The sequence below is a fragment of the Caulobacter sp. KR2-114 genome, from assembly GCF_049446115.1.
GTDB lineage: Bacteria > Pseudomonadota > Alphaproteobacteria > Caulobacterales > Caulobacteraceae > Acaudatibacter.
Map to the genome: position 1 here is coordinate 734,147 of NZ_JBMSEC010000001.1, position 18,367 is coordinate 752,513.

At 68.0% G+C, this 18,367-nt stretch carries 12 protein-coding genes; 1 reads left to right on the top strand and 11 read right to left on the bottom strand.

The annotated features are described in order from the left end of the window. Positions 1-30 precede the first annotated feature (30 nt). The 6 genes from ACO2Q3_RS03270 to ACO2Q3_RS03295 form a co-directional block, all read right to left on the bottom strand. Positions 31-2,937, bottom strand: a complete 2,907-nt coding sequence (locus tag ACO2Q3_RS03270; protein ID WP_423305000.1) for a TonB-dependent receptor — start codon at positions 2,935-2,937, stop codon at positions 31-33. 603 nt (positions 2,938-3,540) lie between these two features. Continuing rightward, positions 3,541-6,447: a TonB-dependent receptor gene (locus ACO2Q3_RS03275; protein WP_423305001.1), complete on the bottom strand. Its 2,907-nt coding sequence runs from the start codon at positions 6,445-6,447 to the stop codon at positions 3,541-3,543. A gap of 633 nt (positions 6,448-7,080) precedes the next feature. Continuing rightward, entirely contained in the window at positions 7,081-7,272 is a 192-nt protein-coding gene (locus ACO2Q3_RS03280; RefSeq protein WP_423305002.1) for a hypothetical protein, read from the bottom strand. A gap of 187 nt (positions 7,273-7,459) precedes the next feature. Continuing rightward, a complete protein-coding gene (gene rpoD / locus ACO2Q3_RS03285) occupies positions 7,460-9,433 on the bottom strand; it encodes an RNA polymerase sigma factor RpoD (RefSeq protein ID WP_423305004.1) in 1,974 nt (657 codons plus the stop codon). Positions 9,434-9,520: 87 nt separating this feature from the next. After that, positions 9,521-11,431: a DNA primase gene (dnaG, locus tag ACO2Q3_RS03290; RefSeq protein ID WP_423305005.1), complete on the bottom strand. Its 1,911-nt coding sequence runs from the start codon at positions 11,429-11,431 to the stop codon at positions 9,521-9,523. A gap of 26 nt (positions 11,432-11,457) precedes the next feature. Next, complete coding sequence (locus tag ACO2Q3_RS03295; protein ID WP_423305006.1) at positions 11,458-12,291, bottom strand: site-2 protease family protein; 834 nt, start codon at positions 12,289-12,291, stop codon at positions 11,458-11,460. A gap of 319 nt (positions 12,292-12,610) precedes the next feature. Between ACO2Q3_RS03295 and ACO2Q3_RS03300 the strand changes: the two genes are divergently transcribed. Continuing rightward, positions 12,611-14,176, top strand: a complete 1,566-nt coding sequence (locus ACO2Q3_RS03300; protein WP_423305007.1) for an ATP-binding protein — start codon at positions 12,611-12,613, stop codon at positions 14,174-14,176. Here the strand turns inward: ACO2Q3_RS03300 and ACO2Q3_RS03305 are convergent. From ACO2Q3_RS03305 to ACO2Q3_RS03325, 5 genes are all read right to left on the bottom strand, one after another. Beyond that, on the bottom strand, positions 14,173-15,036 hold the full coding sequence (locus ACO2Q3_RS03305) for a sigma-70 family RNA polymerase sigma factor (RefSeq protein WP_423305008.1): 864 nt from the start codon (positions 15,034-15,036) through the stop codon (positions 14,173-14,175). The two genes, ACO2Q3_RS03300 and ACO2Q3_RS03305, sit on opposite strands and share 4 nt — an antisense overlap. Then, positions 15,033-15,593 (bottom strand): hypothetical protein, encoded by a 561-nt coding sequence (locus ACO2Q3_RS03310; RefSeq protein WP_423305009.1) that lies wholly within the window; start codon positions 15,591-15,593, stop codon positions 15,033-15,035. Before ACO2Q3_RS03310 ends, ACO2Q3_RS03305 begins: the two co-directional genes overlap by 4 nt. A gap of 12 nt (positions 15,594-15,605) precedes the next feature. Then, the gene (locus ACO2Q3_RS03315; protein ID WP_423305010.1) at positions 15,606-15,983 is read right to left on the bottom strand and encodes a hypothetical protein; all 378 of its coding nucleotides are present in this window, start codon (positions 15,981-15,983) and stop codon (positions 15,606-15,608) included. Between the two features lie 69 nt (positions 15,984-16,052). Further along, positions 16,053-17,642 carry an alpha-glucosidase gene (locus ACO2Q3_RS03320; RefSeq protein ID WP_423305012.1) on the bottom strand — a complete coding sequence of 530 codons (1,590 nt, stop codon included), beginning with the start codon at positions 17,640-17,642 and terminating at the stop codon, positions 16,053-16,055. After that, positions 17,642-18,349 (bottom strand): HAD family hydrolase, encoded by a 708-nt coding sequence (locus tag ACO2Q3_RS03325; RefSeq protein ID WP_423305014.1) that lies wholly within the window; start codon positions 18,347-18,349, stop codon positions 17,642-17,644. The genes ACO2Q3_RS03320 and ACO2Q3_RS03325 overlap by 1 nt, the downstream gene beginning before the upstream one ends. Between the last annotated feature and the right edge of the window lie 18 nt (positions 18,350-18,367).

Consider the following 18,367-nt stretch of genomic DNA (forward strand, 5'->3'; position numbering starts at 1 on the left):
GGGCCTGAGCCGCGCGGCGATCCCGGGGTCCTAGAACTTCTTGGTCAGCGACACCCCGTAGGTGCGCGGATCGAGCGTGAACACGTTGGTGAACAGGCCCGACGTGGCGTCGGTCACATAGGTGTCAGTGATCGGCTGGTTGTTGGTGAGGTTCTTCACCCACAGCTGCAGGTCGACGCCCTTGTCCACGTTGGAGAAGGTCAGGGTGGCGTTGAGGTTGTTCCACGCCTTCAGCTGATCGTTCACCGCGTTGTAGATGCGGGCGTAGCTGGAGGCCTGCCAGTAGTAGTCGCCGCGCAGGGTGGCCTTCCAGTCGCCGGGCAGCTCGAACACGTACTGGGCGCCGAAGTTGAGCGTCCAATGCGGCGAGTTCGGCAGCTCCTTGCCCTTCAGGTTCACCGAGACGCCGTCGATCGAGGCGTTGGAGCCGTAGTTGTAGAGCGCGCCGGTGAAGAAGTTGGCCGTCGCCGTGCTCAGGCCAGCGCCACCGGAAGCCACCGGCGTGGTCAGGAAGGCGCTGTAGGCCGTCGGACCGCCGCAGATCTTGGTCAGGGCGGCGCCGCCGAGCGCGTCGCTGGTCGCGGTCAGCAGCTGGGCGATGCCGGCCGAGTCCACGATGCAGTTGGCCCCGCTGCCCGTCTTCAGCAGCACATAGGTCGGATCGCTGCCCGTCAGGTTCAGGGTGTCGATCGAGTCGCCGCCCGTGATCTCCGTATGCAGATAGCCGACGTTGGCGTTCAGGGTGAGGTTGCGCACCGGCGACCAGACGCCCTCGAACTCGGCGCCGTAGATCTTGGCGTTGATGTTCTCGTTGACCGAGGACTCCGCCACGATCTTGGAGATCTGGTAGTTCTTGTAGTTGTAGTAGAAGAAGTCGGCGTTCAGCGTCAGCTGACCGTTCAGCAGGGTGTTCTTGGTGCCCAGTTCGAAGGCGTCGATGAACTCGGGGGAGAACTGCAGCGAGTAGCCGCAGGCGCCGCCACCCGCCTCGCCCAGGTTGCCCTGGCACGGGGTGTTGAAACCGCCGCCCTTATAGCCGCGGGAATAGGTGAAGTAGACCAGGGTCTTGTCGGTGAACGACAGGTGCGGCGTCCAGTCGACGTTGAAGCGACCGGTCAGCGCGTTCCAGACGTGGCGCTGGTTGATGTTGCAGGTGGCGCTGACGACGGTGGTGCAGTCGGTCGTCGGGAAGCCCGAGAAGCCCGGCACCAGCAGCAGGATCGGGTACTGTTCGTACTGCAGGTGGTCGCTGGTGTAGCGCAGGCCGGCGGTGATCTTGATGTCCGGCGTCGCCTGCCAATAGGCCTCGCCGAAGGCCGCATAGGACTGCAGCAGGCTGCCGCCGCGGCTGTCGTAGTAGTTGTGCCCGGTTCCGTCCGGCGGATAGCCGGCGCCGATGGTGACCGGGCCGCCCAGAAGACCGCCGCCCAGCAGGTTGTTCATCTGCGAGAAGGCGGTGAGCGAGCTGCTTTCGACGTAGTAGTTGGACGTGCCGTTCGGCGTGCGGTTGCTGGAATAGAACAGGCCGCCGGAGAAGTTCAGCGGGCCGGAGAACGACGACGACAGGCGGAACTCCTGCGTCCACTCGATGTCTTCCGACGTGCCGTAGTCGAAGCTGTTCAGCTTGTTGGAGGTGCCGGTCTGCGGGTCGGAGACCACGCCGCCCGGGAACAGCAGGCTGTAGAGGTAGGCGTAGGTGGCCTGGCCGCCCACGGCCCCGGCGATGCCGTTGTTCGGATCCGGCGTGGCGTTGAAGCCGATCAGCGGCACCAGACGGTTGTAGTCTTCCGCCGACGTGCCCCAGGCGTGGTTGTAGCCGGTCACCGAGCTGAGGGTCAGATTGTCGGTGATCCGCCATTCCATGTGGAAGTCGACGGTTTCCGATCGCGCCTTGTAGAGCGGATTAATGCTCGACTCGATGTCGTGCAGATTGCGGTTCTGCAGCGGATGGTTGGCGAACACGTCGCCGCTGGTCAGGCCGAGGATGTTGGCCAGCTCTCCGCCCAGGGTGCCCGAGCTGTTCAGGGTGCCATAGGACGCCGGACTATAGAGCGAGCCGGCCTGGCAGCCCTGGGTCATGAACTCCTTGTCGAGCGCGCTCGTCGTGTAGCCACCGACCGTGCTGGGGCCCGGATCCTTGATGCAGAGCTGCTTGCCCACGCGATTGCGCGTGTCGTTCTCCTCGAAGTGTTCGTACACGAGGTAGGCGTTGAACCGATCGTTGGGCTTGAACGACACCGTGGCGCGGATCGAGCCCACGTTCTCCCCATCGACGCGGTCACCCGTGTACGAATTCAGGCCGTAGCCGTCGTGGTCCTTCCAGAAGCCGGCGAGGCGGACCCTGAACTCGTCGTTCAGGCCGAAGTTGACGAAGCCCGTCAGCTTCTTCTCGCTGTAGTTCCCGTATTCGCCCGTGATGCTGCCGTTGAAGCCGTCGGTGGGCTGGTTGGTGATGATGTTCACCGCGCCGCCGGTGGCGTTGCGGCCATAGAGGGTGCCCTGCGGGCCACGCAGCACCTCCACGCGCGAGACGTCATAGAACTCTTCGTCGGCGAAGTGGTTGGCCGTGACGGGCAGTTCGTTGAGGTTGAAGCTGACCCCGGACGTGCCGCCGGCGCCAATCACCTTGGTGCCGACGCCGCGAATCTGGAAGTTGTAGCCGCCGAAGTTGCTGCGCGAGAAGTTCGCGTTCGGGATCGAGGTTTCCAGGTTCTCGCCGCCGTCGAGGCGCTTGGTCTTCAGCGTGTCGCCGGAGAAGGCGGACACCGCGATGGGCGTGTCCTGCAGGTTCTCGGCGTGGCGTTCTGCGGTGATCACAAGTTCGCCGATGGTGGTCGGCTGGTCCGAACTGCCGGCTCCGGCGCCGGCCGCTGCCGCGGCGGTCGCCGCGTGCGCGGTCGATCCCAGCGTCGCCATCGCCACCAGCGAGGCGCCCATGAGTAATCCGCTCCGCAGACGCAGAGTATTTGGCATCCGAACACCTCCCAACGGCCGCGTTAGTCGCGGCTCGTGCTGACGTTTTCCCTGCGCCCGGAACCGGCCACCTGTCTTGCGGGGCCATGCACAGCGCGGCCGAAGTAGTTCCGGCGGCCGGCGAGCATGTCAATACGCCTGTTTGAACCCTCAATGTTTCATGATGGCCATATTTGACGCATGGCGAGCCGATTTACGTCAGGGAAAGCTTCCCACCTCTGACACCAGACTGGAGCTTGGGCCCTGTCCCTCGAACCCAACAGGGATACGGGGCGAGCCAGGTAACGTGCAGGCTTTCCAATATCTTGCGCACAACCCTGACGGTTCGGCCCGCCGCGGCGGACCGAAGAGGATTTCGAAGTTATCAGCGATCAGAAAAGTGGCCCCTGCGTCAGCCGGAGGGGCCTCCTGGAATGTTGCGCGCGCGCCGCATTTTCGCCGGCACGGGAAAAAAGCGCGGCGGTGTTGCGCCGCGCCCTCACATTTCATGCAGCCGGCGCCCCGGACTGCCTCGTTTCTACGCGGACCGGCGGCGGACCGGGTCGGCCCGCCGCCGGCGCATCGACCCTAGAAACGCTTGGTCAGCGACACCCCGTAGGTGCGCGGATCGAGGGTGAACACGTTGGTGAACATCCCCGAGGTGGGGTCGGTCACGTAGGTGTCGGTCAGCGGCTGGTTGTTGGTCAGGTTCTTGACCCACAGCTGCAGGTCGATGCCCTTGTCTGCATTGGAGAAGGTCAGGGTGGCGTTGAGGTTGTTCCACGGCTTCAGCTGATCGTTCACCGCGTTGTAGATGCGGGCGTAGCTGGCGGCCTGCCAGTAGTAGTCGCCGCGCAGGGTGGCCTTCCATTCGCCGGGCAGCTCGAACACGTACTGGGCGCCAAAGCTCAGCGTCCAATGCGGCGAGTTGGGCAGTTGCTTGCCCTTGAGGTCCACCCCCACCCCGTCGATCGAAGCGCGGCCGGAGTAGGTGTAGAGCAGCCCACCGGGGCTCCCCGGCGCGCCGGTGAAGGCGTTGGCCTGGCCCTGGCTGAAGCCGGCGACGTTGACCAGGAACGCGTTGTAGTCCGCCGCGGAAACGGTCGCGTTGCCGCTGCACAGCTTGGTCAGGCCGGCCCCGCCCAGGGCGCCGCTGGTGGCGTTGAGCAGAGTGGCCAGGCCCGCGGTGTCGACGATGCAGTTGGCGCCGCTGCCGGTCTTCAGCAGGGTATAGGTCGGATCGCTCTGCGTCAGGTTCATGGTGTCGATGGAATCGCCACCGGTGATTTCCGTGTGCAGGTAGCCGACGTTGGCGTTCAGGGTCAGATTGCGCACCGGCGACCAGACGCCCTCGAACTCCACGCCGTAAATCTTGGCGTTGATGTTCTCGTTCACCGAAGACTCGGCGACGATCTTGGAGATCTGATAGTTCTTGTAATTGTAGTAGAAGAAGTCGCCGTTGAGCGTCAGCGCGCCGTTCATCAGGGTGTTCTTGGTGCCCAGTTCGACGGCGTCGATGAATTCGGGGCTGAACTGCAGCGCGTAGCCGCAGGCGCCGCCGCCGGCCTGGCCGAGGTTACCCTGGCAGGGCGTGTTGAAGCCGCCGCCCTTGTAGCCGCGCGAATAGGTGAAATAGACCAGGGTCTTGTCGGTGAACGACAGGTGCGGCGTCCAGTCGACGTTGAAGCGCCCGGTCAGGGCGTTCCAGGTGTGCCGCTGGTTGACGTTGCAGGTAGCGCTCACCACCGTGGTGCAGTTCACCGACGGGAAGCCGCTGAAGCCCGGCACCAGCAGCAGGATCGGGTACTGGGTGTTGTTCAGCTTGTCCGAGGTGTAGCGCAGGCCGGCGGTCACCTTGATGTCCGGCGTCGCCTGCCAGTAGGCCTCGCCGAACGCCGCGTATGACTGCAGGATGCCGCCGAAGCGGGCGTCATAGTAGTTGTGGCCGACGCCGTTCGGCGGATAGCCCTGGCCGACGGTCACCGGGCCGCCCAACACCCCGCCGCCGAGGGCGTTGTTCAGCATCGAGAAGGCCGTCAGCGAGCTGCTCTCGACGTAGTAGTTGACGGTGCCCTGCGGGTTGCGCTCGCTGGAGTAGAACAGGCCGCCCGAGAAGTTCAGCGGCCCCGAGAAAGACGACGACAGGCGGAACTCCTGCGTCCACTCGATGCCCTCGGTATTGCCGTAGTCGAAGCTGTTGAGCTTGTTCGAGGCGCCGGTCTGCGGGTCGTTGATCACCCCGCCGGGGAACAGCGACTGGTAGATGAAGGTGTACACCCCCTGCCCGCCCACGGCCGAGGCGAAGGCGTTGTTCGGGTCGGGCACAGTGTTGAACGGGATCGTCGGGACCAGTCGATTGTAGTCCTCGGCCGAGGCGCCCCAGTTGTGGTTGAAGCCGGTGATCGACGACAGCGTCAGGGTGTCGGTGATCCGGTACTCCATGTGCAGGTCCACCATCTCGGACCGCGCGTAGTAGTAGGGATCGATGGCCGACTCGATGTCATGCAGGTTGTGGTTCTGCAGCGGGTGGGTGGCGAACACGTCGCCGCTGGACAGGCCGATCAGGTTGGTCAGTTCGCCGCCCAGGGTCCCGGAGCTGTTAAGCGTGCCATAGGCCGCATTCTGATACAGCGTGCCGGGCACGCAGCCCTGGGTGGTGAACTCACGGTCCAGCGCGTTCGTGGTGTAGCTGCCGATGTGGCTCGGACCCGGGTCCTTGATGCACAGCTGCTTGCCGACGCGGTTGCGTGTGTCGTTCTCCTGGTAATGCTCGAACACGAGGTAGGCGCTGAACTTGTCGTTCGGCTTGAAGGACACGGTGGCGCGGATCGAGCCCAGGTCCAGGCCATCGACGTGGTGGCCGGTGAAGCTGTTGTGGCCGAAGCCGTCGGTCTTCTTCCAGAAGCCCGCGAGCCGGACCCGGAACTCGTCGTTGAGCCCGAAATTCAGGAAGCCGGTCAGCTTGCGCTCGTTGTAGGCGCCATACTCGCCGGTGATGCTGCCGCCGAAGCCTTCGGTCGGCTGGTTGGTGATGACGTTGACCGCGCCGCCCGTGGCGTTGCGCCCATAGAGGGTGCCCTGCGGGCCGCGCAGCACCTCGACGCGCTGCACGTCGTAGAAGTCGGTGTCGGCGAAGTGGTTGGCCGCGACCGGCAGTTCATTGATGTTGAAGCTGACGCCGGATGTGCCGCCGGACCCGACCACCTTGGTGCCCACGCCGCGGATCTGGAAGTTGTAGCCGCCGAAGTTGCCGCGCGAGAAGTTCGCGTTCGGGATCGAGACTTCGAGGTTCTGGCCGCCGTCAAGCCGCTGGGTCTTGAGCTTCTCCTCGGAGAAGGCGGACACCGCGATGGGCGTATCCTGCAGGTTTTCAGCGTGGCGCTCGGCGGTGATCACCAGCTCGCCCAGGGTTGTGGGCTGATCAGAACTGCTGCTCCCCGAGGCGGCTGCGGTGGCGGCCTGAGCGGTGGACCCCAGGGCGACGATTGCCGCCACTGACGCGCCCACGAGCAAAGCGCTCCGCGTTTGCAGAGTATTTGACATCCGAACACCTCCCAACGGCCGCGTTTGCCGCGGCTCGTGCTGACGTTTCCTCGCGCTTCTTGATTCCGGCCCCCTGCGCGAACGGGCAACCGGGGTTTGAAGCAAGTAGAGGTATCGGCTCGGCGATCTGTCAATACGGCTGTTTGGATGTCGAATATTGGCGTTGAATCTCGACAACACAGGCATGGCGTGTGTCATCGCGCGGATGCAGACATCCGGTAGGTGCAATCTTCCTCTGGATTGAGGCTTACAGGACGATCTCTCGGATCTCGGAGCCGTTGTCCTGCAAGGCATTGACGCGCCACGCCCTGACTTAGCGTCGATAACTTGAGAACGACTCGCGATTTCTGATTATCAATGATTACCCAGATGACACGAACGGGGTCCCCGTGCGTCACGCATGCAAACTATTTCACGTTTGCAACCAATCAATTGTACGCGATCATTCTGCCGCCGGCGGGTGTCCGGCCCGCCCATGGGCGGCGGCCGGGTCGCCGCGCCACGCCCCGAGTCGACCAGGCGACCGCCGAACGCCAATTGCGGCGCAGCAACCGCCGCCCCTGCTGGCGTCAGTCGACGCTGGCTTCAGTCGATGTTGGCGCTGTGGGTCGAGAACACGCCGGCCACGCGGCCGTTGCGGCCGAGGATGACGATGTTGTCGGCGCCGATGTCGCGGGCCCGCAGCATGGCGGCGGCCAGGACGGCGTCGATACCGGGGGCGGCGCTGGTCTCGCGCTTGAGCGGGAAGCGTCCCTTGCGGTGCTCGATGAAGTACATCAGAGCCTCCTTCCCCAACGCCTTTACCCTAACGCAGCGTCAGCCCTGACGGCAAACGCCGTTCGATCAAAGCTTCGGGATCAGACCCTTCGCTTTCCGTGATCCGGGCGCTGTGGCGGACAGAGCGCAGCAAAACGGGGAGGCCGTTTCCGACCTCCCCGCAAGGCTTGCCGACGGGCGGCAGGCGTCAGCTGTCGAGGAAGCTGCGCAGCTTGCGGCTGCGGCTGGGGTGCTTGAGCTTGCGCAGCGCCTTGGCCTCGATCTGACGGATGCGCTCGCGGGTCACCGAGAACTGCTGGCCGACCTCTTCCAGGGTGTGGTCGGTGTTCATGCCGATGCCGAAGCGCATGCGCAGCACGCGCTCCTCGCGCGGCGTCAGCGAAGCCAGCACGCGGGTGGTGGTCTCGCGCAGGTTCGACTGGATCGCCGCATCGATCGGCAGCACCGCGTTCTTATCCTCGATGAAGTCGCCCAGGTGGCTGTCTTCCTCGTCGCCGATCGGCGTTTCGAGGGAGATCGGCTCCTTGGCGATCTTCAGCACCTTGCGCACCTTCTCCAGCGGCATGGCCAGCTTCTCGGCCAGCTCCTCCGGGGTCGGCTCGCGGCCGATCTCGTGCAGCATCTGGCGGCTGGTGCGGACGATCTTGTTGATCGTCTCGATCATGTGCACCGGGATGCGGATGGTTCTTGCCTGGTCGGCAATGCTGCGGGTGATCGCCTGCCGGATCCACCAGGTGGCGTAGGTCGAGAACTTGTAGCCGCGGCGGTACTCGAACTTGTCCACCGCCTTCATCAGGCCGATGTTGCCTTCCTGGATCAGGTCCAGGAACTGCAGGCCGCGGTTGGTGTACTTCTTGGCGATCGAGATCACCAGGCGCAGGTTGGCCTCGACCATTTCCTTCTTGGCCTGACGCGCCTCGCGCTCGCCCTTCTGCACGGTCTGGACGATGCGGCGGTAGTCGTCGATCGGCACGCCGGACTCGGTGGCCAGGGTGGCGATCTCCTGGCGGATGTCGCTGATCTGGTGGGCGTCGTTCTCGACGAACTTGGTCCAGCGGATGCCCAGCTGCGGCACCTTCTGGGCCCAGGCCGGATCCATTTCCGAGCCGAAGTACGCCTTCAGGAATTCGCCGCGGCTGATGCCGTAGCTGTCGGCCAGGCGCAGCAGGCGCCCCTCCAGGCCCATCAGGCGCTTGTTGATCGCATACAGCTGCTCGACCAGCGCCTCGATGCGGTTGTTGTTCAGCTTCAGCGTCTTCAGGTGCTGCACGATGGCGCCCGTGGCGGCCTCGTAGGCCACACGCTCGCTGTCGGCCAGCTGCTCGCCCTTCAGCCGGTGCTCGACCAGCTTTTCCTGCAGGCGGCGGAAGCTTTCGAACTCGCCGGCGATGGCGTCCAGGGTGGCCATCACCCCTTCGCGCAGCTCGGCCTCCATCGCGCTGATGGTCGGGCCGGCGCCGTCGTCGAAGTCGTCGTCGTCGGATTCGGCCTTGGCCGCCGCGGCGCCGCCATCCTCGTCCTCGTCGTCCTCGCTGCGGACGGCCGCCTCGCTGTCGGAGGCCTCGCCGGCCACCGCCTCGTCGCTCAGGGCCTGGGCCACCTGGCCGCCGTAGGTCTGCTCGAGGTCGATGACCTCGCGCAGCAGGATGCGGCCCTGCGCCAGTTCCTCGCGCCACACCATGATGGCTTCGAAGGTCAGGGCGCTTTCGCACAGGCCGCGGATCATCGTGTCGCGGCCGGCCTCGATGCGTTTGGCGATGGCGATCTCGCCCTCGCGCGACAGCAGCTCCACGGAGCCCATCTCGCGCAGGTACATGCGCACGGGGTCGTCGGTGCGGTCGTAGGCGCTCTGCTTGTCCGCGGACTCGGCGACTGCGGTCTCTTCGCGCACGGCGACCTCGCCGCCTTCGCTCTCGGCCGCGTCCTCCTCGGCCTCGACCACGTTGACGCCCATCTCGGAGAGCATGGCCAGGGTGTCTTCGATGGCCTCGGACGTCACCTCTTCCGACGGCAGAACCTTGTTCAGCTCGTCCATGGTGACATAGCCGCGGGCCTTGGCCTGCTTGATGAACTTCTTGACCCCGGCGTCGGTGAGGTCGAGCAGCGGCCCATCCGGCGCGGCGGGCGCTTCGGGGGCGTCTGCGGTCGTGGTGGTGCTCATCTAGGTCTCCGGGGGCCGCCCTCGCTGGATGCAAGAACGGCGCCGCAAATGGTTAATGGCCGGGCGGAGTCAAGGCGTTCGCCTCAATCAGGACCCGTCTTCTATCCAAATCGTTCCCAGTCTTACCGCCCGCCTCAGTGCGTCGCGCTCGGTCTTCAACGTCATGAACACCGCTGTGCCGGACGCACCCGACGTCGCTCCGTCCCCCAAGTCGTGCTTGGCGGCCGTCAACGCCTGCTCCAGCGCAGCCAGCCGGTTCAGAACGGCGAAGGCATGCGACCACTGGGCTCTGGCGGTTGCGAGGGTGACATCCGATTGAATGAAGGGCGCGCCCGAATGCGGTGCGGCCCGGTCGATGTCAGTCAACAGCGCGCTAAAGCCTGTAGCCGCCAAATGGCGTTGCAGCGCCTCGGTGTCAAGATGTTCCGCCTCCAGCCGCAGGCGGATGATTTCCTTGGCCAATTGATCCAGGGCCGGATCACCGAAGCCGTACGCCTCCAGCGCCTCGAGATGCTCATCCAGTACATGCGGATCGGCGATCGCATGCTTGGCCAGCGCCGCTGGCGCCGCACCCAGGCTGCCGGCGAGGCGTTTCGCCGCAGCCACCCCCTGGGGCGTCGGATAGAGGCTGCCCTCGTCCTCGCGCCACGGTCCACGGCGCCCGCCATTGCGTCCCCGGCCGCCGCCGCGCGGCCCCCTCCCCTCGCCGCCGCCCCGCGACGGGGGGGCGAACAGGCCGTCGTAGCGCCGCAGCAGGTCGTCGCGATAGGCCTGGGCCAGGTCCTTGTCGGCGATCGACGCGGCGGCGGCGCGCAGGCGCTGCTTCAGGCCCGCGCGGCGCTCGGGCGTGTCCAGCGGCTCGGCGTCGCGCTCGCGGTTGAACAGCATCTCGGCGAACGGCGCGCCGGCGGCCAGCTGGCTCTTCAGCGCCGCCGCCCCCTGTTCGCGCAGCACGTCGTCGGGGTCCTTGCCGCCGACCACGGCGGCGAAGCGGAAACTGCGCCCCGGCTTCAGCAGCGGCAGGGCGCGGTCCATCGCCCGGCTGGCCGCCAGCTTGCCGGCCCGGTCGCCGTCGAAGCACAGCACCGGCTCCGGATGCAGCCGCCACAGCATCTCCATCTGCGCCTCGCCCAGCGCCGTGCCCATGGCCGCCACGCCCGCGATGCCGGATCGCTGGCAGGCGATCACGTCCATGTAGCCTTCCACCACCACCAGGATGGCGCCGTCCCCGCCGGCGTGCAGCAGCTTGCGCGCCTCCGGCAGGCCGTAGAGCACGTGCCCCTTGTCGAACAGGCTGGTGTCCGGGCCGTTCAGGTACTTGGCCCGCGCCTCCGGATCCATGGCCCGGCCGCCGAACGAGATGATCCGCCCGCGCCCGTCGGTGATCGGGAAGATGATGCGGTCGCGGAACCGGTCGTAGGGCGCGCCGCCGTCCTCCGGCGCGATCAGCAGCCCCGCCTCGACCAGTTCGCCCGGGCGGGCGCCCTTGGCCACCAGATAGTCCTTCAGCGCCGTGCGCCCGGCGGGCGAGAAGCCCAGACGGAAGCGGGCCCACTCGCTCTCCGGCAGGCCGCGGCGCTCCAGATACTCCCGGGCCGCCCGCCCCACCGGCCGGCGCAGTTCGGCCTCGAACCAGGCGGCCGCGGCGTCCAGCCAGTCGGCCAGGCCCTGGCGCTTCTTCTCCTGCGCCGCCGCCTGGGGATCGGGCTCGGGCAGGGCCATGCCGGCTTCCGCCGCCAGCTGCTCCACCGCCTCGACGAAGGTCAGCCGCTGGGTCTCCTGCAGGAAGCCGATCAGGTCGCCGTGCTTGCCGGACGAGAAGTCGTGGAAGAAGCCCTTGTCATCGTTGACGAAGAACGACGGCGACTTCTCCTTGGTGAACGGCGACAGGCCGACGTACTCGCGCCCCTGCCGCCGCAGCTTCACCGTCTTGCCGATCACGTCGGACAGGCGGAGCCGGTTCTTCAGCTCGTCGAGGAAGCGGTCGTCGAAGCGCACGGACGATGATAGGCGCGAAGGCGCTTTCAATTCCAGAACTGGAAGCTCTTCAGCCCGTCCAGGATCAGTTGCGGCGAGATGCCCAGCAGCGCGCAGAGCAGCTCGGCGACGCCGAACAGCACGACGCTGAGCGGCGGGAACCACAGCAGGGCGGCGATGAACAGCAGCGCGGCCACACGCTGCACCGGCAGCAGGGCCAGTTGCACCCGGGGCGGGATGTACGGCCGCAGGGCGCCGAAGCCGTCGAACCCGGGGATCGGCAGCAGATTCAGCACCAGGGCCGTGGCCTGCAGGAAGGCCAGCAGCGCCACCGCCGGCCCGGCCGCCCCGGAGAAGCCGGTCGCCTGCATGAGCGCCATGGCCGCCGAAAGACCCAGCAGCACCGCCAGGGTGCCGCCCGGCCCGGCCAGCGAGGCGGCTGAGCGCCACAGACGGCTGCGCATGAGGTCGGGCCGCAGGTAGACCGCGCCGCCGGGAAAGCCGATGCCGCCGATCGCCAGCACCAGCACCGGGATGACGATGCTCATGAACGGGTCGGCGTACTTCAGGGGATTGAGGGTCAGATAGCCGCGCCCCTCCACCGTCGTGTCGCCGCCACGGTCGGCGACCCAGGCGTGGCAGAACTCGTGCGCCGACAGCGCCAGGATCCAGCCGCTGATGACGAAGGCGAAGGTCAGCACCTTGGGGGGTTGCGGCATCAGGCCGAGCGCCGCCCAGGTGGCCGCCCAGACGGTGATCAGGCCCATGGCCAGCCCGCTGATCGAGCGGTTCGGGTTGGGCGACGGGTCCGGCCCGGTCTGCGGCGCGGCCGCTCCCCAGGGTCCGGGCGCGGGGCCCGGCGTATCTTGCGGAATCGACATCGAGGCCCCCGGCATCCCGCGCACGCCGCAGGTTGCGCTCCCCTTTTCGGCGATCCGGCCGCCGCCGTCCACGCCTGCTGCAGGCGGCTCGCGGCGGCCGTTGTCCGATTTGGCGGCGCCGGCGATCGATGTCGCCCAAAACCCAGGCGCCGCGCCGGAATGCGGCGCGGGTGACGCGCCCGTCACCAAAGGGCTCAACCTGCGGGCGGCAAGGTGGCGGCGGTCGGGGGATTCGCTCCAAGGAGCGTTGGGCGTAGTCATGGGGTCTGTGCGGGGGAGCGTGCCGAAGCGAGGCCTGTTGGGCCGGCTTGGCTCCGCCTTGTCCGGCGCCCTGTTCCCGCATCTGGCCGTCCGCCGGGCCGAGGCCGATGCGCGCCTCGCCGAGGAACGCCTCGCCGCCGCCCTCGACGCCCTGCCCGAAGGCATCGTGTTCCTCGACTCCGAGGGCCGGTACATCCTGTGGAACCAGCGCTACGCCGAGATCTACCACCGCTCGGCCGACCTGTTCGCCCCCGGCGCGAAGCTGGAGGACACCCTGCGCATCGGCGTCGCCCGCGGCGACTATCCCGAGGCGATCGGCAACGAGGACGAGTGGCTGGGGCGGCGGCTGGAGATGCTGCGCAACCCGGGTCAGCGGCACGAACAGCGCCTGAAGGACGGCCGCTGGGTGCTGATCGAGGAGCGCCGCACCAGCGATGGCGGGGTGATCGGCCTGCGCATCGACATCACCGCGATGAAAACCCAGGCCATCGCCCTCACCGACGCCCTGGCGAACGCCGCGGCGGCCAGCAAGGCCAAGTCCGAATTCCTCGCCAAGGTCAGCCACGAACTGCGCACGCCGCTGAACGGGGTGATGGGCCTGGCCGACGTGCTGTCGCGCACGGCGCTGTCCGACGAACAGCGCGAACTGGTGAGCGGCGTGCTGCAGTCGGCGGGGCGGCTCAACCGGCTGGTCTCGGACCTGCTGGACTACAACAGCCTGGGCGCCGGCAGCCTGGCCATCAACGCCGCGCCCTTCGACCTGCCGGCGCTGGTGCGCGACACGATCGAGGCCTACCGCCCGCGCGCCGAGGCGCAGAAGCTGGCGCTGAACCTGCGGCTGTCGGAAGGGGTGGCCGGGCAGGTGGTGGGCGACGCCGAGCGGGTGCGGCAGATCCTCGCCAACCTGCTCAGCAACGCCCTGAAGTTCACCCCCGAGGGCGGGGTTCAGGTCTCGGTCGCCCCGGTTTTCGAGGAGGGCCGCACCCGCTGGCGGCTGGAGGTCACCGACACCGGGGTGGGCTTCGAGGAGGCCGACGCCGAGCGGCTGTTCGGCCGCTTCGAGCAGGGCGACACCTCCGCCACCCGCCAGCATGGCGGCGTGGGGCTCGGCCTGGCCATCTGCCGTCAGCTGGCCGAGCTGATGGACGGCGAGATCACCGCCCGCAGCCGCCCGGGCGAGGGCTCGACCTTTTCCGTCATCCTGTCCCTGCCGCCCGCCGCCGCCGAGGCCAGTCTGGCCGACGCCCCGCCTCTGCGCGTGCTGCTGGCCGACGACAACCCCACCAACCGCAAGGTGGTGGAGCTGATGCTGGACGCCATCGGCGCCGAGGTGGTCAGCGTCGAGAACGGCCGCGAGGCGGTGGACGCCCTGAACGCCGGCGGCTTCGACATCGTGCTGATGGACCTGCAGATGCCGGTGATGGACGGGCTCGAGGCGATCCGCCTCATCCGCGGCGCCGAGGCCGACAGCGGCGCGGCGCGACTGCCGATCATCGTCCTGTCGGCGAACACCTCGCAAGACGACCTCGCCGCCTCCGAAGCGGCCGGCGCCGACGCGCACCTCGGCAAGCCGATCCGCGCCGAAGCCTTGCTGAGCGCCATGCTGGAGGCGACCGGCGGCTAGCGGTTGATGCGGCTGAGCTTTTCCGGATTGCGCACGATGTAGATCGCCGAGATGCGGCCGTCGCCGGAGGCTTCGAGCGAGAGCGTGGCCGGCCCGTCGTCCATCTGCAGCACAAGTCCGGGCAGGCCGTTGATGCGGACCACGCGGGCAGTCTCCAGGTCGGCCCAGCGTTCGTGCCGCCAGGCGAGTCCCCGCAGCAGGGTCAGTACGTCCTCGCGGCCGATCATCGGCCGCAGCGCCGCCTTGCGCTTGCCGCCGCCGTCGCTGATCAGCACGGCGTCCTCGGTCAGCAGGCTGGCGATGGCGCTCATGTCGTTGGACGCGGCGGCCTGCAGGAAGGCCCCGGCGAGCCGGCCGGCCTCCTCCTCGGACACCTGGAAGCGCGGCCGGGCGTCGCGCACGTGCTGGCGGGCGCGGGCGGCGAGCTGGCGGCAGGCCGGTTCGCTGCGGCCCAGGCTGTCGGCCACGGCGGCATAGTCCTGGTCGAACACGTCGTGCAGCAGGAACACCGCCCGCTCCAGCGGCGACAGCCGCTGCAGCGCCAGCAGGAAGGCGACCGAGATGTCCTCGGCGCGCTCCAGCGGATCGGCCGTGACCTCCTCCACCAGCGGCTCGGGCAGCCAGGGGCCGACATAGGTCTCGCGCCGGGCGCGGGCGCTCTTCAGCCGGTCCAGGCACAGGCGCGTGATCACGCGCACCAGCCAGGCCTGTGGCGCATCGATGCCGGCCGGATCGACCGCGCTCCAGCGCAGCCAGGCGTCCTGCACCGCGTCCTCGGCCTCGGCCAGGGAGCCCAGCATGCGGTAGGCGAGCCGGATCAGCCGCCGCCGCTCGCCTTCGAAGATGTCGGTGGGGGTCATGCGGCGACGGGCTCGGCGAGCGGCTTGTGGAAGGGCGCTGTCTCCCCCGCCACCAGCACGCGCGAGCAGGCCTTGCCGTGGCCCAGGCCGTATTTCAGCGTCGGGTACATCCGCGCCGTGGTCAGGGCCAGGCTGATGTCGACGAGCCCGGCCTTGCCCCACCGGGTCAGGATCTGATCGCGCAGGGGATCGGCCTCCTCCAGATCGCGGGCCAGCACCGCCTTGGCGAAACGATAGCCGAGCGCGGCGGTCTCGCCCATGGCCGCCAGATCGCCGGCCAGGATGGCGCGCAGGATCTGCGGCTTGATCCCGCCGCGCGCGGCGATGTCGACGCCGATCTGGGTGCAGGGGCCGCAGTCTTCCGCCAGGGTCCCGACGATCCCGGCCGCCGCCACCGCTTCTGCCGGCGCCGACTTGCCCCGGCCCAGGGCCGGCACGACCGAAAAGCGCAGGAACTTCCAGGAGCTGGCGTCCAGCAGGTCGCGCATGTAGCCGGCGTCGTAGTTGAAGTCGCGTTCGAAGGCGTCGATCTGGCGCCTGAAGATGGCTTTCAGCATGACAGGTCTCCTTCAGCTCTTGCGGGCCGGCCAGGCCAGCCAGACGGTGATCAGGGTCGGCAGGAAGATGGCGGGGGTGTCGCGCACCAGCGCCGCCACGGGGCTGCCGCACACGGCCGCGTCGGTCACGTGCACGAGGGCGTGCAACACCTGGAAGGCTGCGGCGGCCACCAGCGCGCCCTGCCCCGCCAGCGGTCGGGCGGCGCGCCATGCGAGCGCGGCGGCGCACACTAGGTAGATCGAGCCGATGTCCTTGACGAAGTGCGGGTTGTAGGGGCCGGTCGCCACCACGCCCGGAACCACGCCGTACCACCACAGCCCGGCGAAGATCATCACCAGGCCGTTGAGGCCGAAGACCAGGGCCAGCAGACCGGCCAGCGTACGTTTCATCGCCTTCCCCTTCATGTTTCGTGGGGAAGACGAGACCGACCTCAAGCCTGTGACATCAGGCGCGAACGATCAGGTGCGAATGATGAGGGCCGAATAGGGCTGAAAGACCCCGTCAAGCACCTCGCCGGTGATGCTGAGCAGCTCGCCGCCCGGGATCTCGGGCCAGCTGGCGGACTCGCCGCTCATGTTGAACATCGCCACCACCATCTCGCCGTCGGCCTCGCGGGCGAACGCCAGGATCGGCGCAGGCGCGTCGAGGAAGGTGATCTGGCCCCACTTCAGCGCCGGGGAGGCCTTGCGCAGGGCGATCACGTGGCGGGCGAAGTTCAGCGTCGAGCCGGCGTCGGCCTCCTGCACGTCCACGGTCAGGCCATCGTGCTCCGGCGCCGCGGGCAGCCAGGGGGCGCCGCGGGTGAAGCCATGCGCGGGCGCATCCGCCTGCCAGGGCATCGGCGTGCGGCAGCCGTCCCGCCCCTTGGCGACCGGATAGTAAAGATCGCCCACCGGATCGCGCAGCTGATGGCGCTTGAGGTCCGCCTCCGGCAGCCCCAGTTCCTCGCCCTGGTACATCAGGGTGGTGCCCTTCAGGGTCACCAGCAGGGCCAGCATCAGCCGCGCCAGGGCCGGGTTCGAGCCGCCGTCGCCGAACCGGCTGACCGTCCGGGTGACATCATGGTTGGAGAACGAGATGCACGGCCAGTGGCGCGGATGCCGCGCCAGGTTGGCGAAGTGCTTCAGGATGAAGTCCGGCGACAGGCGGTTGGCGATCAACAGCGGGAAGCTGTAGCCGGCGTGCAGCCCCTCGTCGGGTGCGGCGAAACCGCCGGCGCGCTCGGCCTCCTCCGAGAATTCGCCGAATACGAAGCGATCGTCAAAGGCGTCCACCCGGCGGCGGATCTCGTCCAGCACCGCGATGTTTTCCGGCAGATTGGCGTCGTAGCGCTGGTGCTGCAGGTTCGAGGCGTGGCTCCAGTTGTACGCCGTGCGCTCGGCGGGCGGCACCGACGGATTGGGGGTCAGGGCCTCGTCGTGCAGATAGGCGTTGGCGACATCCAGGCGAAAGCCGTCCGCCCCGCGCTCCAGCCAGGTCTCCAGCACCCGCAGCGCCGCCGCGCGCGCCTGCGGGTTGCGCCAATTCAACTTGGGCTGCTGGCGCAGGAACTTGTGGTGATAGTGCTGGCGCCGGTCGGGCTGGTACGACCAGGCCGGGCCACCGAACACCGACAGCCAGTTGTTGGGCGCCGTGCCGTCGATCTGCGGATCGGCCCAGACGTACCAGTCGGCCTTCTCCCCGCCCTTGCGGCTCTCCAGGAACCAGGCGTGCTCGTCGGAGGTATGGGCCAGCACCTCGTCCAGCAGCACGCGCAGGCCGCGCGCGTGCGCCGCGTCCAGCAGCGCCTTGAAGTCGTCCAGCGTGCCGTAGTCGCCCTGCACCCCGTCGAAGTCGGCGACGTCATAGCCCCAGTCCCGGTTCGGCGACGGGTGAATCGGCGACAGCCAGATGGCGTCCACGCCCAGGGCCTGGATGTAGTCGAGCTTGGCCAGCACCCCCGGCAGGTCGCCCTGCCCGTCCCCGTTGCTGTCGAAGAAGCTGCGCACATAGACCTGATAGATCACCGCGCCCTGCCACCAGGGCCGCCCGGCCACGTCCTGCGCCATCACTTGGCCTCCCCCTGCATCCGCTCCAGCCATGCCGGCAGTTCGGTGAACGCCGCAAGTTCCGCATAGCGGGGGTGATCCTCCGGCGCGTCGGCCAGTTCGTGCGCCCAGGTGACCACATAGGGGATGTAGGCGCCGAAGGCCCCCGCCTCGATCGCCGGCAGCACGTCCGACTTCATCGAGTTGCCGACCATCGCCGCCTCCGCGGCGCCGGTGCCGAACCGCTCGAACACCCGCTCGTAGGTGGCGCGGTCCTTCTCAGAGACGATCTCCACCGCCGAGAACAGGTCGCCCAGGCCCGAGGCGGCCAGCTTGTTCTCCTGGTGCAGCAGGTCGCCCTTGGTGATCAGCACCAGCCGGTAGCGTTCGGCCAGGATGGCCAGCGTCTCGGGCACCCCCGGCAGCGGCTCGACCGGGTGGGCCAGCATCTCGCGGCCCGCCGCGAGGATCTCGCGCACGGCGGCGGTGATGTCGGCGCCGTCCGCCAGCTCCATCGCCGTCTCGATCATCGACAGGGTGAAGCCCTTCACCCCATAGCCGTAGAGCCGCAGGTTGCGCCGCTCGACCGCAGCCAGATGCTCGCGCACCGAAGGCTCGTCGGCGTGCGGCGAGAGCAGGCCGACGAAGCGGTCCTGGGTCAGGCGGAAGATGGTCTCGTTGTGCCAGAGGGTGTCGTCGGCATCGAGACCGACCGTGGTGATGCTCATCCCCGTCCGCTACCACCT